This is a genomic window from Ruegeria sp. ABM4_193 (assembly GCF_056158705.1).
In genome coordinates this window covers 3,431,448-3,448,466 of record NZ_JBSWTT010000001.1, presented here as the reverse complement: position 1 = coordinate 3,448,466, position 17,019 = coordinate 3,431,448, and the positions used below count along the sequence as shown (strand labels likewise).

Below are 17,019 nucleotides of genomic sequence, written 5' to 3'. Positions count from 1 at the left end.
AGGCAGTGAAAAAATGGATCGTCGAGCATTCGGATTGGGGGCGATGGCAACGCTGAGCCTTTCGGCTTGTGCCTCCGCCAGCCCAAGATTTTTGACATATAATGGACCCGAAGTGACCTCTTTGGTGGTCAACAAGGGCGCGCGCAAACTCTATCTGCTGCATAATGAGCAGGTATTGCGTGAATATGAAGTTGATTTGGGCTTTGCGCCACGCGGAACAAAGACCAAGAAAGGCGATGGTCGAACGCCCGAGGGCACATACCTGATCGACCGCCGGAACCCCCGCAGCCGCTATCATCTGTCGCTGGGTATTTCGTACCCCAATTCTCAGGATGTCGCGCAGGCCAAGGCAGCGGGCGTTGATCCGGGGGGCGATATTTTCATCCACGGCCAGCCCAATCTTCGGTCCGAGTTCAAGCGTGCGCGCAAAACACCGGATTGGACGGCGGGATGCATCGCGGTCAAGAATGCCGAGATGGAAGAGATCTATGCCATGGTGAACAAAGGTACGCTTATCACCTTGCGCCCTTAGTGGCGTCCGGCGCCCAGGCACCAAACCCAAACACTTCATAGTCGCGCTGGTAGACCTCTGCTGCCAGCGCCTCAAGCTCTGCGTCGTAAATCTGGCTCAACGTAAATGGCACATCGGGTGCGCATGGGCCCGGCTCGGGCGGGTTCGAATGTCCAACTTCGCGTGCCAGTGCGGGAAGTGCTGTTGCCAACTCGTCCTCTCGCAGGATCAGGTCCGGCAAAAGGAAACTGGCAATCCCGTCCAAAACCCGGGATTGGCTGCACCACGTCCCATCAACGCGGATTGGTGTCTGACCGTTCAGGTTGAGGCGCAAGAAGCCCAGAAAAGCCGCAAATGCATCGCGGTGCTGCTCGACCGAATAATTCGTGTCCCGCACCTGTCCGGGGATTGGCATCTTGAGCCGATTGCGAAGATAGTTTCGCACCATTTTATAACTGCCCGGTCCTGTGCTCAGGATGTGTTGGCAAAATGCCGTATGCGCCCGTGCCAGCGGGTGTCGCAGGACGGCGAACTTTCGATGACCGGGATGATCCTTCAGCCAGGTTCGGATTTGTTTTCTGTTTCGATCGGTGATCAAATCGTCGTCCGCGCTGCCATCCAAATCGGCCAACCATTGGGCGATAACAGGCTCTAATCCATTACGAATGGGCAAATACATCAGGGCTGATTTTGACGCTGCGATGTATTGCGGTACGGCGGCCCCGCGTTGCGGCTCAAAGCCCTTGGTCTCATGCAATCCAAAGCGGTCGACATCCCTCAAAGCTTGGGTCATTTCTTCGGGGTTGGTGACTTTTGAAACCGCAGGGGCCGGGTTTTGCGGTTTCAGCGTGTCATCCAGCCGGGTCAAACGCGCTTTAACCCCCAGCCATGCCGCCAGACCGTTTAGAACGTCCAGCTCGGTCAGATCATCATAGGTGATGAAAAACGCGTTCTGACCCGTCTTCTGCAAATGTCGCCGCAACATGTGCTGGTGGTTTTGGATCTGATTCAGATAGTCCGCGAATTCTTGCGTATCAAAAGCAATCTCGGCCTCGACGCGCCGTTTGACGTTTTTCAGCAGCCATTGCTGGGTGGCCCGCGCGATTTTCAGCGAAAGGTAACTGTCCAGAGGGTTGCGTGTCAGAATGATCTTGGCGCAGCGAGGGTCATTCAGAACCGGTTTCAGGATGCGTGGGTCATGTTCCTGGAAATATCGGAACCCGTTGATGTCACCGGGGGCCGAGCGAATGGCCTTGAGCAACTTTGCCGGATCCGCGTCACGGTCTTCCAACGACAGGCCCAGCAGAGTTTCAGATTTCAGATTGCCGGCAAAATGCGGGTTAAAAGCCTCACCGTGGCAGGTCACGCCGTCCAGCGCGTTCAGGTTTGCCTCTAGCAAATTCGATCCTGTGCGCATGGCCGCCAGTACGACGAAGTAATCATAGTTGGCTGCCATCGACCGTCACTGCACCAGATAGGGTTTGCGGAAAGGTTTTGTTTGCCGACCAAACACATCGTCGGGTGGGAAATCTCCCATTAGATAAGGATGCATGCCCTGGTTCTTGAGGTTTTGCAGGAACTTACCGAACCCCGACAAGTCAACCATGGTGGGCACTTCTGTCAGGTGGCTGGCCTGATTTGCACCGATCTCGTCCAGGATCGTCTGCAAGGGATCCATCGGCGATTCAATGAAATCGGCCAAAGTCCAGTTGCGCATACGGGCTTTGGTCCAGACCGAAGTCATAACCTCAAGCTGTTTGGTTTCAATCTGCTGCAACCGCGCGGCTTCGCATCGGATTTCCGAAAAGTTCAGGTTTGACCGAAACAGCGGAATTGCCCATGCCCCAGTGATAATCGAAATCTGAGCATTCTTGTCACGTGCGAGAAGCCAGTTGATTTCCTGTGTGTCCCGAGGGCTGAACTGAAAACACTGCCGCTCACCCCGCGTGTTCCAGATCAAACTAGACAGGAAAGCTGTGGGGTTATAGTCGCGCAAAGATGCGCTATCGCTTAAGGCCCCGTTTGTTATGGTTTCGCCCTGTGCAAATTCGGCCCGATCGGGTCCAAACAGATGACCATGGACCTTTGTGCCTGTGGCCGTTGCTAGCCAGGTTTCGAAATCCTCAAACAATTCAGAAAAGCCCTGAAACACGGAATACGGCGAAGATGTCAGGCCATTTTCGCTGCCGTGTCGGGGAAAGCGGCTTTGCATATACAGCCCGTCGCGCCCACGTGTTCGTCTTTCAACGGCTTTCGAGAAGATGCGATCAATCTTGCCGGGGTTGGGTTCTGCCGGTTTCATAGCGCTGGTCTGGTCCGTCAGAAACGCCTGATACAACCGCTCTGCCTGAGGCCATATCTTGCGGGCGACAAAGCAATCCGAGCGTCGCAGCAATTGCAGGTGATCGTCGTAGAAAATATGCGGGCGGCCCTGATAGTCGAACTTGGACAGGGTTAAGGACCGGCTTTCAATATGTGTGGAATACTGCCGGGCCAGGGTTTGGAAATAGCTTTCGTCCGGGATCCAAACATGACGGAAATACAGGTCATACTGCTTGCGCTTGGGGTCCTGAAGAATAGCCGAGAGTGTTTGGCGGGTAAGGCACCACCACTGGCTGCCCATATGTGGCACCAAACCGTCTGGAATGCGCCTGCGATACCCCACTGCACGTTGCAGCCTGACATATGTGTCAAAAAGCTTACGTTGTTTGCGCCATGAAAACGGGAATCTCAGGGTAAATCGCTCATGGTCCAGCCCTCCAATCGTCCAGCTGACATCGGATGTTGTCGCGCTCTCGATAAAATCAACACGGGGTCGGTCGGCCAGGTAATCGATCAGTTCCTGAACGGGCCGCAACGGCAGGCAGGCCCCTGAGGACAGAAACACATGCCGTACGTCTGGGAATTGGTCCAGCATCACCTCGGATGCGCTTTGTGAGGCGGCGACGATACCCCATCCCCCCCAATCGCACTTGTGGCGTTCAGAAAACACAATCTTTGGATCGTTCGAGCAGGACGCTTTAAAGCGCGTATAGACACCGTCGGCTACTTTGCGGTCCACATGGATCACGACCGGGCATCCTGCGGCCGTCCAGTGACGCGCCACCTGTTCGGCCCGGTCCAGCGAAGTATGGACCAACATGACGATGCCCAGACCGCTCATGCCCAGTTCCCCTTGGACATCAGGCCCAGAATCTCAAGTTGTCTCCAGTTTATGTAAGCCTCGGACCATTCGCACCAGAAAACGGGTTTTTCCTCTAGCTGCGCGGCGTAGGCTTTGTATTCACCCGATCCGAGATAATGCTGACCACGTTCCAGTTCCTCGCGTGCTTTGTCGCCAAGGGTGTTGATCAGTTTGGCATGAAGCAGGGACCCGCTGGCTTTTTCTCCGCCCCATTCGTCATAAACTTGGTTCAACCCACGGGGCAAAAGTGAATGAGTCGAGCTGACATAGACATACCGCCGATCCCATTTGACCAAGGGAATCTTGTTCAAAGCCGGAGCCTTGGAGGGGTTTTCGCGGAAGAACACGCGCGCCCTGGGGCCGCCTTGAATCCAAAGATTTTTGTAATCCGGGTTTTTGGTGATCATGTAGTTCCCGGGATCAAACCAACGCGCGATTTCGAACGGATCCTGACCTTCTCGGTAGGGTTCGGCATCGACAGGACCTTCGGGGTACATGTCGATCAACATGGTTCCAAAACTGCGCACGGCGCTGCCATCCAGCCAATCCGTCAAGGCGCGGATCGGGCGGGTATCGCAATACGGATAGATGAAGAACTCGTCGGGATCGACGGTCAAAACCCAATGGCCATGGGCGTATTTGCGCAGGATATAGTTCGACCAGTCCAGACCATATCCCGCGCGTTTGTAACTGGTTGTTGTTCGCCAGACTGACACGTCGGCCTGTTCCTTCAGGAACTCAAAGCTTCCGTCATCGCTGTTGTTGTCGACGAACAGAAAGTGGTCGATGCCAAGCTTGCGGTAATATTCCAGAAAAAAGGGCAGGCGGATTTTTTCGTTGCGGATAACGCTCATCAACAGGATGTCGTCGCGCCGAATTGCTGATGTGTTGACGCTGGCGGGTTTCAGTTCACGGCGTCGCCTGAGGCAACGCAAAATTCGGCGCTTGCGCCGCAATCTCATTTTGTAGGACTCAAACAGGCTCACGTGACTGCCCAACCCTTTTTATAACGCGAGCTTTCCCCGACCTCGTCTTTGCTGTTGGCACGACAAGGCATTACCGGTTTATGCCACTTTTGCATCTTCTGAGGCAACAATTTAGACCCAGGTAAAGGTAAATGTGTCGTTGACTGATGCGTTTTCATTGCCGGACCCAGCCTTGGTCTGACATCAGCCCCAATTCTTGCAACTGTGCCCAGCCAGTGTATTGCACCGATTGTGGTGTCCACATGTCCGGTTGATTAAGTATGCCGTCATAATACGCGCCGAATTGGTTCGGATCATGAAAGTGCTGGCGTCGTTGCTTTTCGGATCTGGACTTTTCAACAACCTCGGGCAGGAATTTCGTGTGAAGCAACACCCCAGAAGGCGCCGAACCGCCCGGCCCGTCATACGCGTTGTTCAGGTGGCGCGGCAGGGCGGAATGGCATGAGTTCACATATGCATAGCGTCGCGACCAGCGCATCAGGGGGAGTTTGTTCAGTGTCGGTGACCGTTGCCGGGTCGTGCTGAAAAACATCCGTTCCCGAACCCCACCCTGAACCCAAAGATTGCCCATCGGGCTTTGTCTTTGGGCGCGATAGGGGCCGGCATCGAACCAACACAGCAGATTTGTTGGGTCGGTAACTGGATCATAGGTATCACGGCCCAATGGACCTTTGGGATAGAGGTCCAGCATCAACGCGCCAAAACCCACCCGGCCTTGTCGGTCCAACCAGGCCGTCAAATCCTGCAGGGGTCGGGTATCGCACTGGGAATAAACCAACAGCTCATCCGCATCGACCATTAGACACCAGTGATTGTGCCCATATCGCATCTGAAGCCAGGTCAGCCAATCCAGTCCAAACCGAGATCCCCGATAACTGGAGTAGGTTTGCCAGACAGATACATCTGGTTGATCCAGCAAAAGCTCAGTTGAACCGTCATCGCTGCCGTTGTCCACGATCAGAAAATGACGCACACCCAATTGACGATAGTGACGAAAGAACCAGGGCAGGCGGGTAATCTCGTTGCGCAAGGTGATAAAGGCCAGCACATCGCCCGCGTTGATTTCGCGGGTCTGATCTTTCAGGCACGCCAATTGGTGCCGACTGCGCAAGGACCGCCACAGCAGCCGACGACGTTTCCAACGCAGCAGATACTTTTGCCGCCAACTGATCAGGGGCAGGCTCTGCAGGGAGTCGGAGGTCACGGACGGCTCATTTTTCGTAATGGCCGTTCTGATGCCAGCGCCAGGCGTCCGCTATCATCGTCTCTAACGTTGAACGTTTTGGCGTCCATCCCAGTTCGGTTTCGGCCCGCGCAGAGCCCGAGACCAGCTTGGTGCAATCGCCCGCCCGACGCGGCCCGGTTGAATAGGGCACGGGGCGATTTGTGACGGATTTGGATTGCTCGATCACCTCAAGCACGGAAAATCCCGATCCGGTGCCCAGGTTGAAGACACGGCTTCCCTTGCCTTGTTCCAGCCAGTCCAATCCCAGCACATGCGCGTCGACCAGATCGCAGACATGTACATAGTCGCGGATACATGTGCCGTCGGGTGTGTCGTAATCGGTGCCAAAGACGGTCAGGCCCTCACGCTTTCCGTCAATCGCATCCAGCATCAGGGGGATCAGGTGGGTCTCGGGTCGGTGAAACTCGCCCACCTCTCCTTCCGGGTCTGCCCCGGCGACATTGAAATAGCGAAAGATGACATGGCGCAGGCCGTGGGCCGCTTCGAAATCATTCAGAATGTCCTCGATTGCGCGTTTTGAGGCACCATAGGCGTTCAGAGGATACTGCGCAGTGGATTCATCCAGAACCACGTTGTCATGCTCGCCATAGGTGGCGCATGTGGATGAGAACACGAAATCCAGGCACCCGGCTGCAACCGCAGCTTCGATCAAGGTTAACGAACCCGTGACGTTGTTTGACCAATACAGCCCGGGCTGGCGCATTGCGTCACCCACTTGGCTGAGGGCCGCAAAGTGCATTACCGCGGCTGGTTTGTGTTTGGCAAACACCTGATCCAGACGGTCCCGGTCCAGCAGGTCGCCTTGCTCAAACGGTCCGTATTTCACCGCATCCTGCCACCCTGTGACCAGATTGTCGTAGGTCACCGGGACGTAGCCTGCCTTCGCCAGCGCTTTGCACGCGTGCGAGCCGATATACCCGGCGCCGCCAGTTACGAGGATAGTTGTCATTTTGCGTCCTTTGGAACCAAATTGCTTGTATAAAAGATGTGGGGGCCGCCGGATGTCATGGGGAAAATCGGTTACTCCAGCCCCATCGCCGCCATCATCTCTTCGATCTTGGGCACGTCCTGCGGGTTGTTCAGCTCCCAGAACTGGCGGCCTTTGGCTTCGACCTCGACACATAGGACCTTGCGGCCGTTCTCCATGAACCTGAGTTGCTCCAGCCCTTCCAGTTGTTCCAGCGGGCCAGTGGGCCAGCCTGGATATGCGGCAAGCGCATCGGGCCGATAAGCATATACGCCCACGTGATGAAACACTGGGGTCGGTTCGTCGCCCGCATAGGTCTGGGATGTAAACGGCACGACTTCTTTCGAGAAATACATCGCACTGTGATCGCGCCCGAATACGGCCGTTGTCCCACCAACACGGTCATGCTTACGGTCGTTCAGCAGACTGTTCAGCGCGTCGCCGTCGCAGCGCAGAACGGGTGTCGCAACACCGGCATCTGGTGCGGCGCGCAAACCTTCGATCAGGTCTTCGACAAACCAGTGCGGCGTCAGCGGTGCATCGCCTTGCAGGTTGACCACGATATCATGCCCACCCCCCAGAATTTCATGCGCTTCGGCACAACGTTCGGTGCCATTCTGACAATTCTCAGAGGTCATGACCACTTCGGCTCCAAACCCCTCCGAGACCTCGCGGATACGGTCGTCGTCCGTTGCAACGACCACCCGATCAACGTCCGACACAGATTTGGCCGCACGCCAGGACCGTTCGATCAATGTCATAGCCGTACCTGTGGCACCAGATAGAGGCACCAATGGTTTGCCCGGATAGCGGGTCGAAGCGTATCGGGCAGGGATGGCAATCAGAACAGACATCAGGCTTCCTTCAGTTCAACACCCGGAGCGTAGGCGATAAAAAACGGGTTGGCATATCCTTCTTTGCCATAGAGCAGCGGCGAATGGTCGTCAAAACGCACAACCCGGCCACCGGCGCCAGCCAAAACCGCGTGGCCCGCTGCGGTGTCCCATTCCATCGTGCGCCCAACGCGCGGGTAGACATCCGCCTCACCCGTCGCCACCAGGCAGAACTTGAGAGAAGACCCGGCGCTTTTGCTGTCCTTGGTCTGGTATTTGCTGATGTAATCCTCGGTCGCCTGATCCCTGTGGGATTTCGAAGCCACCACAAAAAGTGCAGAATTGTCCGGTTTAGAGACTGATATTTCAGTCAGCGCACCGGGTGTGTCCTTATCAAACGCGCCTGTTTCCTCGACCGACCGGCCGTCAACTTGCGTATAGAACATACGCCCCCGTGCTGGCGCATACACCACGCCACGCGTTGGCGTGCCATTTTCAACCAGCGCAATGTTGACGGTAAAATCACCACGGCGGTTGATGAATTCCTTGGTGCCATCCAGTGGATCCACAATCAGGAAAGTATCGCCTTTTTCCGAGTGTGACGCGGCCTGCTCTTCAGTAACCAGCAGGATGTCCGGGAAAGCTGCGCGCAAACCGGCGGAGATCAATGCGTCTGCAGCCTCATCCGCTTCGGTCACCGGGCTGGAGTCTGATTTGACTTTGACATCAAAATCATCCGCCTCATAGATCTCCATGATCTTGTCACCTGCTTCTAGGGCCAGACGTCGGATGACCGGGATAAGCGCGTCGTAAGTCACAAAAATGCTCCGTTCCTGTGGTTTGTTGATCCAAACTCATGACCGACTTATGATGCGGCGGTTACGGAACGGCAAGATATTCATGCCAGATTGAGGGCGGCGAGGCAGGAAAGACCTTCGAGTGTATTACTTCAAGCGTAATCAATCGCTGCTGGGCGGCGCGTTTACAACTGCTGAACTGGTGTTCCATGCAGTCGTTAGGAACGTACGCTCGCAACATCCGAATGCGGTGATCGCAATTCTGATGAACATCGTGCAGCTGGTTGTGATGTGCATGGTGTTCTACTTGCTCATAACTTTGATGGGCCGGGGTGGCATTGCCAAGATCAGGGGTGAATTCCTGCTGTATATCTTGTCCGGCGTCTTTCCATTCATGATCCACATACAGTCGATTGGGGCAATCTCGGGGGTTGGTGCTGCCAATAACCCAATGACGCTGCATTCACCAATGAACGTAATGGTTCTGATCTTGTCGGCCGCTTTCAGCACGCTGTACAAGCAGGTGATGGCGATGTTCGTCCTTCTGTTCATATACAGTGTCGCGGTCGCTCCGTTAGAGATTGAGAACCCGGGTGGCGCCTTTGGTATGGTGCTGCTGGCGTGGTTTACGGGGTGCGCGATCGGACTTGTGTTCATGGCCATCAAGCCCTGGTTCCCGAAAACTGTTTCCATGCTGACGAATATTTATCGGCGGATGAATATGATTTTCTCGGGAAAGATGTTTGTCGCAAACACTATGGGTGGTTGGTTGTTGATGATGTTTGCGTGGAATCCGCTTTTCCACATCATCGATCAATGTCGCGGCTTCATTTTCCGCAACTACTTCCCCCGTAATACCAGTTGGGAATATGCGGTCTGGGTTGGGATCGCCCTTTTGATGATCGGATTGATGGGTGAGTTCTTTACGCGCCAGCATGTTTCGCAAAGCTGGAATGCCCGCCGTTAACGCGCCACCCGCAATGTCAGATTGATCCGCCCGCCCTTGGACAACAGGCGCGACGATCCGAACCTGATCCGGTCCACCCCGTGATATGCCAACCGTGCGGGCCCACCCATAACGACCACATCCCCCGAGCTCAGCCAGATCGACTCGGTCTTGCCGCCGCGGGTGGTGTTGCCAATGCGAAACAGGGCGTCATCGCCCAAAGAAACCGACAAAACGGGCCAGGAAAAATCAGCCTCGTCCTTGTCCTGATGCAGGCCCATCTTTGCGCCTTCGCCATAGTAATTGACCAAACAGCAATCCGGTTCACGTTCCGCACTGACCAAGTCGTGCCAAATACCCAAAATACTGTCGGGAATGCCGGGCCAAACTCCGCCCTTGGGATGCTGTTCCTGATAACGGTAGCCTGCCTTGTCTGTCACCCAACCCAAATCCCCGGCCGATGTCATACGCACCGACATTTCTTTGCCCGAAGGCGTAACGGGGCGAAACAAGGGTGCCGCTTTCAGAATCGGTCGCAAATCGGCAATGACCTGCGTCTGAGCGGCAGGATCCAGATAGCCTTTTCTGATATCGAACCCACGCAAAACCAGCCGCGCCATTCCGGAAACCCCAATCCTTTCCAAATCCTTGCCAAAAAAGGCCACAGATTCCCGAAAACCTGCCTTTTACGGTGCTTGCAGGCCCTTGGTCTGGCCCTTATATACGCCGGGACGCGCGATGGTAGTGCTGTCGCGCACATCAGATCGGGGACAGGATGCCGTAACGGGTCCGGTTCTCGGGACATCGCCTTGAAGAGAAAGGGATTGCAAAAATGGGAAAAGTAATCGGGATTGACCTCGGTACCACCAACTCTTGTGTGGCCATCATGGACGGCTCGCAGCCGAAGGTCATCGAAAACGCCGAAGGGGCGCGGACCACGCCCTCGATCGTCGCCTTCACCGAAGATGAGCGACTGGTCGGTCAGCCTGCAAAACGTCAGGCGGTCACCAACCCCGACAACACGATCTTTGGCGTCAAGCGTCTGATCGGTCGTCGTGTGGATGATGCAGAAGTCGAAAAAGACAAGAAAATGGTGCCGTATGCCATTGTTGATGGCGGCAACGGCGACGCTTGGGTCGAAGCCCGCGGCGAAAAATACTCTCCAAGCCAGATCTCGGCCTTCACCCTGGGCAAGATGAAGGAAACGGCTGAAAGCTATCTGGGTGAGGAAGTCACGCAAGCGGTCATCACCGTACCGGCCTACTTCAACGACGCACAGCGTCAGGCCACCAAAGACGCCGGTAAAATCGCCGGTCTGGAAGTGCTGCGGATCATCAACGAACCGACAGCGGCTGCTCTGGCCTATGGTCTGGATAAAGAAGAAACCCAAACCATCGCGGTCTATGACCTTGGTGGCGGTACCTTCGACGTGACCATTCTGGAAATCGACGACGGCCTGTTCGAGGTCAAGTCGACCAACGGCGACACCTTCCTGGGTGGTGAAGACTTTGACATGCGCATCGTCAACTATCTGGCGGATGAGTTCAAAAAGGAACACGGCGTCGATCTGTCCCAAGACAAGATGGCCCTGCAGCGTCTGAAAGAAGCTGCTGAAAAAGCTAAGATCGAACTGTCGTCGACCTCGCAGACCGAAATCAACCAGCCGTTCATCTCGATGGGTTCGAACGGTCAGCCGCTGCACATGGTCATGAAACTGACCCGTGCCAAGTTGGAGTCGCTGGTTGCGGACCTGATCAAGAAGTCGATGAAGCCTTGCGCCGCTGCTCTGAAAGACGCCGGCCTGTCGGCTGCTGACGTTGACGAAGTTGTTCTGGTCGGTGGTATGACCCGGATGCCGAAAGTGATCGAAGAGGTCACCAAATTCTTCGGTAAAGAGCCGCACAAAGGTGTGAACCCGGACGAAGTGGTTGCCATGGGCGCCGCCATTCAGGCCGGTGTTCTGCAAGGCGACGTCAAAGACGTTGTTCTGCTGGACGTGACCCCGCTGTCGCTGGGCATCGAAACGCTGGGTGGCGTGTTCACCCGTCTGATCGACCGCAACACCACGATCCCGACCAAGAAGTCTCAGGTCTTCTCGACCGCCGAGGACAACCAGAATGCCGTGACCATCCGCGTGTTTCAGGGTGAGCGTGAAATGGCTGCGGACAACAAAATCCTGGGTCAGTTCAACCTTGAAGACATTCCGCCCGCACCGCGCGGCATGCCTCAGATCGAAGTGACTTTTGACATCGACGCCAACGGCATTGTCTCGGTTTCGGCCAAGGACAAAGGCACCGGCAAAGAGCAGAAGATCACCATCCAGGCTTCGGGCGGTCTGTCCGACGAGGATATCGAAAAGATGGTCAAGGACGCCGAAGAGAACGCGGAAGCCGACAAGGAACGCCGCGAGCTGGTCGACGCCAAGAACCAGGCGGAAAGCCTCATCCACTCGACCGAGAAGTCGATGGAAGAGCATTCCGACAAGGTCGACCCGACTACCATCGAAGCCATCGAGCTGGCCATTGCCGCACTGAAGGACGAGTTGGAAACCGAGAATGCCGACAAGATCAAGTCGGGCATCCAGAACGTCACCGAAGCGGCCATGAAGCTGGGCGAAGCCATCTACAAGGCGCAAGCCGAAGAGGGTGAAGATGAGCCTGCCGCCGCAGATGCCGCACCAGGTGACGATGACATTGTCGACGCTGAGTTCGAAGATCTGGACGACGACAAGCGTAAGTAACGGGTAACCGGGCCAATCTGGGCCGGTCCGCTCGCCGGGCCGGCCCGATTACGTTGAGGCAGAAGGAAACACTGATGTCAAAACGCGACTATTACGATGTGCTCGGCGTAGCCAAGGGTGCATCGGCGGACGAGATCAAAAAGGGTTTTCGCAAGAAAGCCAAAGAGTTGCATCCCGACCGCAACAAGGACAACCCGGATGCCGAGGCGCAGTTCAAGGAAGCGAACGAAGCCTATGACGTGTTGAAGGACGCCGAGCGCAAGGCCGCCTATGACCGCTTTGGCCATGCCGCTTTTGAAAACGGCATGGGCGGCGGCGGGCGTCCCGGCGGCGGCTTTGGTCAGGGCGACTTTTCCAGCGCATTCTCGGACGTTTTCGATGATCTGTTCGGCGATTTCATGGGCGGTCAACGCGGTGGCGGCGGCGGGCGTCGTGCCGCACGCGGATCAGACCTGCGCTACAATCTGCGCGTGACGCTGGAAGAGGCGTTCTCGGGCCTGCAGAAAACCATTAACGTCCCCACCGCCGTGGCCTGTTCGTCCTGTGACGGAACCGGCGCTGAAGGTGGCGTTGAACCCACAACCTGCCCCACCTGTTCGGGCATGGGTAAGGTGCGGGCGCAACAGGGCTTCTTTACAGTCGAGCGCACCTGCCCGACATGTTCAGGGCTGGGTCAGATCATCAAGAACCCCTGCAAATCCTGCCAGGGATCAGGTCGTGTCGAAAAAGACCGTGCCTTGTCCGTCAATATCCCGGCTGGGGTCGAAACCGGAACACGGATTCGGCTGGCTGGCGAGGGCGAAGCTGGGATGCGCGGTGGTCCTCCGGGCGATCTCTATATCTTTGTCGAGGTCTCTGACCACAAGCTGTTCGAACGCGACAGCGTAAACCTCTATTGCCGGGTTCCGGTCAGCATGGCCAAGGCGGCGCTGGGCGGTTCGATCGAAGTGCCGACCATTGATGGCGGACGGGGCCGTGTCCAGATTCCGGCAGGCAGTCAGTCAGGTCGCCAGATGCGCCTGCGTGGCAAAGGCATGCCCGCGCTGCGTGGTGGTGGCGTTGGTGACATGTTCATCGAACTGGCGGTGGAAACTCCGGTCAATCTGACCAGTCGTCAGAAAGAGCTGCTGCGCGAATTTGAGGATCTGGGTGAAGACAACCACCCGGAATCCAAAAGCTTTTTCTCTTCCGTCAAGTCCTTCTGGGACGGAATGAAAGGCTAAGGCTGAGGCGGCGTTTGCCGCCTCTTTTACGTTTTGGCCGTTGTGAAAACCAACACGACACGGTTTCGTTTTACGCTATCTGGTTTCCAGCCAATCCATCAAACGCATCGACCAGATCGCTGTTCCCAGACCTGCAACCTTGAACGGGCGATAGGACATGGTTCGCACAGGGGTTGTTGGAAAGGTCAGAGCCTCAGGGTCAGCGCCCAGAGCACGCTCGGCCAGAACACGGCCCATCACATGTGACATGGCAACGCCGCGTCCGTTGTATCCTAGCCCGATTAAAAGACCCGGCTGAGGTTCATGCAGGTGGGGCAAGTGGTCGTCTGTTACCGCAATGCGCCCTCCCCAGCGATGGGACCAATTGGCACCTTTCAACTGAGGGAAAACGCGTTCGGCGTCTCGTTGAAGCCAATCGAAACCGCCCAAGTTGCCTGCGCCATCCACGCGCCCCAACCCACCGTAGACCAACCGATTGTCCGGCTCTCGCCGTGCGTACATGATGATACGTCGGCTGTCCGAGATCGTGTGTCCCTGCGGCAGGATCGAAGCGATGACGTCTTCCGGCAACGGGTCTGTTGCGATCTGAATCGGGGTCAGGGGCAAGATGCTGTTGGGTAGTTTCGGCACCAGCGGGCCTGTATAGCCGTTGGTTGCAACAATAACAGTGTCGGACGTGACCGAGCCGTGATCCGTGCGCAGTTGCCACTTGCCGCCTACCTTGTTCATCGAGGTAACAGTGCTGTTTCCGAAAATTGAAACGCCACGTTGTTGGGCGGCATTTGCCACGCCGCGTGCCAGCCTCATTGGCTGTACCGCGCCGCCGCGTGGGGTCACGACACCGCTTGAATAGGCAGCGGTGCCTGATGTGATTCGCAGATCATCCCCGCGCAAAACCTCCATTCCTGCGCCAAAGTCGTTCCATGCTTTCACATCTGCCTCGGCCTTGCGCAATGCCCGGTCATTATGCAGCACGCGCAACCACCCTTTTTGCCGGGCCTGGCACGGGATTTGATAGGTGTCGATCAGGCTAAACAATTCGTCTGCGGAATTCAGCGACGCTTCGGTCAGGCGTTCAAAATAAGTCTGTCCAAGCATACGCTGTAAGTCTTTGGGCGAGTTGAAGGGCAGCATTGGATTAACCTGCCCGCCCGTGCGACCCGAAGCACCCCAGCCGACGTCACCGGCATCAAGCACAACAACAGACGTTCCTGCTTCGGCAAGGGCCAGCGCTGCGCGTAGACCAGTGAAGCCAGCGCCTATGATGACCACATCCGAGCGCAGATCGCCGGACAATTGCGGGCTATCGGGCTTCTTTTGTGCCGTGGTGGCCCAAAGCGAATTTGGCCGTGTCGCCACGGCGGGCGGCGTTGCAAGCATTTTGCTCTCGCATTACGGAACATTCATTCCATTATTCGATAGTAAAACTCAGGTCGTCAAGCCGAAGTTTTCCGGTGCCTCACCCCCGATCTGGTCGCAGATCTCGGCGGCGGTTTGTTTCAGCAAGTTGAGATTTGCGCGCAATTCGTCAGGTGTGTTGTCTGCCGTCAAAGTCCACATTGACAAGCAGGCGGCTACTTTACCCTGTTCATTCCAGATCGGGACGGACATGCCCATGACCTGCAGGAATTCTTCTTTGACGACCATCGCGTAACCCTGGCTTCGAACGACATCAAGATCCGCTTCAAGCTCGGGCAGGTGGGTTCTGGTGAACTCGGTGAACTTTTCCAACCCAGATGACCCCAGTACGGAATCGCGCTGTTTCTCGGTCATAAACGCCAGGAAAACCTTGCCAGCGGCGGTGCAGTGTAGCGGCGCGTGGTCGCCTGTTCGCGCAGCATATCGAATCGCGACATGGTTGGACGTTCGCAGGTACAGAATGGTATCGCCATCCAGAACAGACAGCGCAATGTTCATACCGGTCACTTCGCTGAGGCGGTCAACGGGTTCGGCGACAACTTGCTGAAGATCGGGGTGGCGGAACCCTGCACGCGCCCATGCCTGAAACCGTGACCCGGGTTTGTAGGTTCTGCCGGTTTTCTCATACTCGACCAGACCTTCGCTTTGCAGAACGGCAAGGACGCGATGGCACGAACTTTTGACAAAGCCCGTCTGTGCGACAATGTCTGAAAACACCATCGGCCGTTTCGCATGGGTTAGGACATCCATGATCCTTGCGCATTTTGCGACGATGGAACTGTCTGTGGGTCTTGCCATACCTGATCTCACATCTACTACATTGCAGAACTACGACGAGTTTTTGTTCATTTCAAGCTTTTGAGCGCTTGTTTATGTATAGTTGAACAATAAACAGTTGACGGAAAGAACGCGCACTCTCTAGTGTTTTATTCCAGAACAACTGTTCTGCACCACGATAGAGCGAAGGGCTTCGAGGTAAGCGGTGTGCAAAAGAATCGGCACCGTGTCGCAAGACGCAACCAACGCTCCCTCAAAAGATAAAACGGCGGTTCGCGCTGAAAACAAAAAGTGACCCAACCGGAGGATACTATGAAGAAGACACTCGCTACTCTCGCAGCGACCAGTGTGCTTGCACTGACAAGCCATGCGGTACTTGCGCAGGATCTGGAAGAAATCACAGTCGCATACTTCCTGGAATGGCCCCTGCCCATGCTGGAAGCCAAAGCCAACGGAACCTATGACGAAGCGCTTGGCCTCAAGGTCAACTGGGTGAGTTTTGAAACCGGCACCGCGATGAGCGCGGCGATGGCCTCGGGCGACGTACAGATTGCGGTCAGCCAGGGCATTCCGCCTTTCGTTGTTGCCGCATCCGCCGGCCAGGCGATTCAGGTGGTTGATGTCGCCGTGACGTATTCCGAGAATGACAACTGTGTCGTGTCGGAAGCGCTGGAGATCGACAAGGAAAACGCCAGCGAACTGGCGGGCAAAAAGGTCGCTGTTCCGCTGGGTACAGCTGCGCATTATGGCTTCCTGCGCCAGATGGATCATTTCGGAATCGACCTGGCCAGCCTTGAAGTTGTCGACATGGCCCCGCCTGAAGGCGCGGCAGCCCTGAGCCAGGGCGCGGTTGACTTCGCCTGCGGATATGGCGGCGGTCTGTCCCGGATGAAAGAACACGGCAACGTTCTGTTGACTGGTGCCGAGAAAGAAGAACTGGGCATTCTGGTGTTCGACGTAACCTCTTCCCCGGAAAGCTTTATCTCGGAAAATCCGGAACTGGTCGCACAGTTCCTGCAGGTAACTGCAGACGCAAACGAGCGCTGGAACTCGGGTGCCGGCGGTGATGCGATGCTTGAGGTTGTTGCCAAGGAATCCGGCATGGACCTTGACGGCGCACGCGCCGCTATCGGGACAATGGGCTTCCCCAGCATGGATGATCAGCTGTCAGAGAAATGGCTGGGCGGCAATGTGCAGACCTTCATGAAAGGTGTGGCCGACGTGTTTGTCGAAGCCGGCAGCATCGACGGTGCGCTGGACAGCTATGCCAACTCGGTCAACACTGAACCGATGACGATTGCCGACGGCAAGTAACAGAGTCCGGCGTGGCGCATTTCGATGCGCCCGCCGGTGCTGACCCGGCAATTGGGCGCGCCGCCCGCGCGTGAGG

15 protein-coding genes are annotated in these 17,019 nt (G+C 56.3%); 5 read left to right on the top strand and 10 right to left on the bottom strand.

The window, feature by feature from the left end; translation table 11 throughout:
- The first annotated feature begins 13 nt into the window (after positions 1-13).
- Positions 14-532: a L,D-transpeptidase family protein gene (locus ACXADZ_RS17280; protein WP_171670096.1), complete on the top strand. Its 519-nt coding sequence runs from the start codon at positions 14-16 to the stop codon at positions 530-532.
- Here the strand turns inward: ACXADZ_RS17280 and ACXADZ_RS17275 are convergent.
- From ACXADZ_RS17275 to cysQ, 7 genes are all read right to left on the bottom strand, one after another.
- Positions 516-1,967, bottom strand: coding sequence for a nodulation protein NodH (locus ACXADZ_RS17275; RefSeq protein ID WP_475198233.1), 1,452 nt, complete (start codon positions 1,965-1,967; stop codon positions 516-518). The two genes, ACXADZ_RS17280 and ACXADZ_RS17275, sit on opposite strands and share 17 nt — an antisense overlap.
- A 6-nt stretch (positions 1,968-1,973) precedes the next feature.
- A complete protein-coding gene (locus ACXADZ_RS17270; protein WP_475198231.1) occupies positions 1,974-3,674 on the bottom strand; it encodes a DUF5927 domain-containing protein in 1,701 nt (566 codons plus the stop codon).
- A complete protein-coding gene (locus ACXADZ_RS17265; RefSeq protein ID WP_475198229.1) occupies positions 3,671-4,657 on the bottom strand; it encodes a glycosyltransferase family 2 protein in 987 nt (328 codons plus the stop codon). Before ACXADZ_RS17265 ends, ACXADZ_RS17270 begins: the two co-directional genes overlap by 4 nt.
- Positions 4,658-4,835: 178 nt before the next feature.
- Entirely contained in the window at positions 4,836-5,885 is a 1,050-nt protein-coding gene (locus ACXADZ_RS17260; protein WP_475198227.1) for a glycosyltransferase family 2 protein, read from the bottom strand.
- 7 nt (positions 5,886-5,892) lie between these two features.
- On the bottom strand, positions 5,893-6,876 hold the full coding sequence (gene galE / locus ACXADZ_RS17255) for a UDP-glucose 4-epimerase GalE (protein WP_475198225.1): 984 nt from the start codon (positions 6,874-6,876) through the stop codon (positions 5,893-5,895).
- A gap of 71 nt (positions 6,877-6,947) precedes the next feature.
- A complete protein-coding gene (locus tag ACXADZ_RS17250) occupies positions 6,948-7,748 on the bottom strand; it encodes a 3-deoxy-manno-octulosonate cytidylyltransferase family protein (protein ID WP_475198223.1) in 801 nt (266 codons plus the stop codon).
- Complete coding sequence (gene cysQ, locus ACXADZ_RS17245) at positions 7,748-8,545, bottom strand: 3'(2'),5'-bisphosphate nucleotidase CysQ (RefSeq protein ID WP_475198221.1); 798 nt, start codon at positions 8,543-8,545, stop codon at positions 7,748-7,750. The genes ACXADZ_RS17250 and cysQ overlap by 1 nt, the downstream gene beginning before the upstream one ends.
- A 121-nt stretch (positions 8,546-8,666) precedes the next feature.
- Here cysQ and ACXADZ_RS17240 point away from each other — a divergent pair, with 121 nt between their 5' ends.
- Complete coding sequence (locus tag ACXADZ_RS17240) at positions 8,667-9,491, top strand: ABC transporter permease (RefSeq protein WP_171092875.1); 825 nt, start codon at positions 8,667-8,669, stop codon at positions 9,489-9,491.
- On the opposite strand, the gene ACXADZ_RS17235 is transcribed toward ACXADZ_RS17240, so the two are convergent.
- Positions 9,488-10,090, bottom strand: coding sequence for an alpha-ketoglutarate-dependent dioxygenase AlkB family protein (locus ACXADZ_RS17235; RefSeq protein ID WP_475198218.1), 603 nt, complete (start codon positions 10,088-10,090; stop codon positions 9,488-9,490). The genes ACXADZ_RS17240 and ACXADZ_RS17235 overlap by 4 nt on opposite strands.
- Before the next feature lie 212 nt (positions 10,091-10,302).
- On the opposite strand from ACXADZ_RS17235, the gene dnaK reads away from it, so the two are divergent.
- Entirely contained in the window at positions 10,303-12,210 is a 1,908-nt protein-coding gene (gene dnaK / locus ACXADZ_RS17230) for a molecular chaperone DnaK (protein WP_171092878.1), read from the top strand.
- A gap of 74 nt (positions 12,211-12,284) precedes the next feature.
- Positions 12,285-13,433, top strand: coding sequence for a molecular chaperone DnaJ (dnaJ, locus tag ACXADZ_RS17225; RefSeq protein WP_171092880.1), 1,149 nt, complete (start codon positions 12,285-12,287; stop codon positions 13,431-13,433).
- A 75-nt stretch (positions 13,434-13,508) separates the two neighbouring features.
- Here the strand turns inward: dnaJ and ACXADZ_RS17220 are convergent, their stop codons facing one another.
- Together ACXADZ_RS17220 and ACXADZ_RS17215 are read right to left on the bottom strand one after the other, a co-directional pair.
- The gene (locus ACXADZ_RS17220; protein ID WP_475198215.1) at positions 13,509-14,813 is read right to left on the bottom strand and encodes an NAD(P)/FAD-dependent oxidoreductase; all 1,305 of its coding nucleotides are present in this window, start codon (positions 14,811-14,813) and stop codon (positions 13,509-13,511) included.
- Positions 14,814-14,861: 48 nt separating this feature from the next.
- The gene (locus ACXADZ_RS17215; protein ID WP_475198213.1) at positions 14,862-15,650 is read right to left on the bottom strand and encodes an IclR family transcriptional regulator; all 789 of its coding nucleotides are present in this window, start codon (positions 15,648-15,650) and stop codon (positions 14,862-14,864) included.
- Between the two features lie 291 nt (positions 15,651-15,941).
- On the opposite strand from ACXADZ_RS17215, the gene ACXADZ_RS17210 reads away from it, so the two are divergent.
- Positions 15,942-16,943, top strand: coding sequence for a taurine ABC transporter substrate-binding protein (locus tag ACXADZ_RS17210; RefSeq protein ID WP_171092887.1), 1,002 nt, complete (start codon positions 15,942-15,944; stop codon positions 16,941-16,943).
- Positions 16,944-17,019 lie beyond the last annotated feature (76 nt).

Coding starts and splice junctions, on each gene's coding strand:
- ACXADZ_RS17280 (WP_171670096.1), top strand. CDS start 14: ATGGATCGTCGAGCATTCGGATTGGGGGCGATGGCAACGCTGAGCCTT.
- ACXADZ_RS17275 (WP_475198233.1), bottom strand. CDS start 1,967: ATGGCAGCCAACTATGATTACTTCGTCGTACTGGCGGCCATGCGCACA.
- ACXADZ_RS17270 (WP_475198231.1), bottom strand. CDS start 3,674: ATGAGCGGTCTGGGCATCGTCATGTTGGTCCATACTTCGCTGGACCGG.
- ACXADZ_RS17265 (WP_475198229.1), bottom strand. CDS start 4,657: ATGAGATTGCGGCGCAAGCGCCGAATTTTGCGTTGCCTCAGGCGACGC.
- galE (WP_475198225.1), bottom strand. CDS start 6,876: ATGACAACTATCCTCGTAACTGGCGGCGCCGGGTATATCGGCTCGCAC.
- ACXADZ_RS17250 (WP_475198223.1), bottom strand. CDS start 7,748: ATGTCTGTTCTGATTGCCATCCCTGCCCGATACGCTTCGACCCGCTAT.
- ACXADZ_RS17235 (WP_475198218.1), bottom strand. CDS start 10,090: ATGGCGCGGCTGGTTTTGCGTGGGTTCGATATCAGAAAAGGCTATCTG.
- dnaK (WP_171092878.1), top strand. CDS start 10,303: ATGGGAAAAGTAATCGGGATTGACCTCGGTACCACCAACTCTTGTGTG.
- dnaJ (WP_171092880.1), top strand. CDS start 12,285: ATGTCAAAACGCGACTATTACGATGTGCTCGGCGTAGCCAAGGGTGCA.
- ACXADZ_RS17220 (WP_475198215.1), bottom strand. CDS start 14,813: ATGCTTGCAACGCCGCCCGCCGTGGCGACACGGCCAAATTCGCTTTGG.
- ACXADZ_RS17215 (WP_475198213.1), bottom strand. CDS start 15,650: ATGGCAAGACCCACAGACAGTTCCATCGTCGCAAAATGCGCAAGGATC.
- ACXADZ_RS17210 (WP_171092887.1), top strand. CDS start 15,942: ATGAAGAAGACACTCGCTACTCTCGCAGCGACCAGTGTGCTTGCACTG.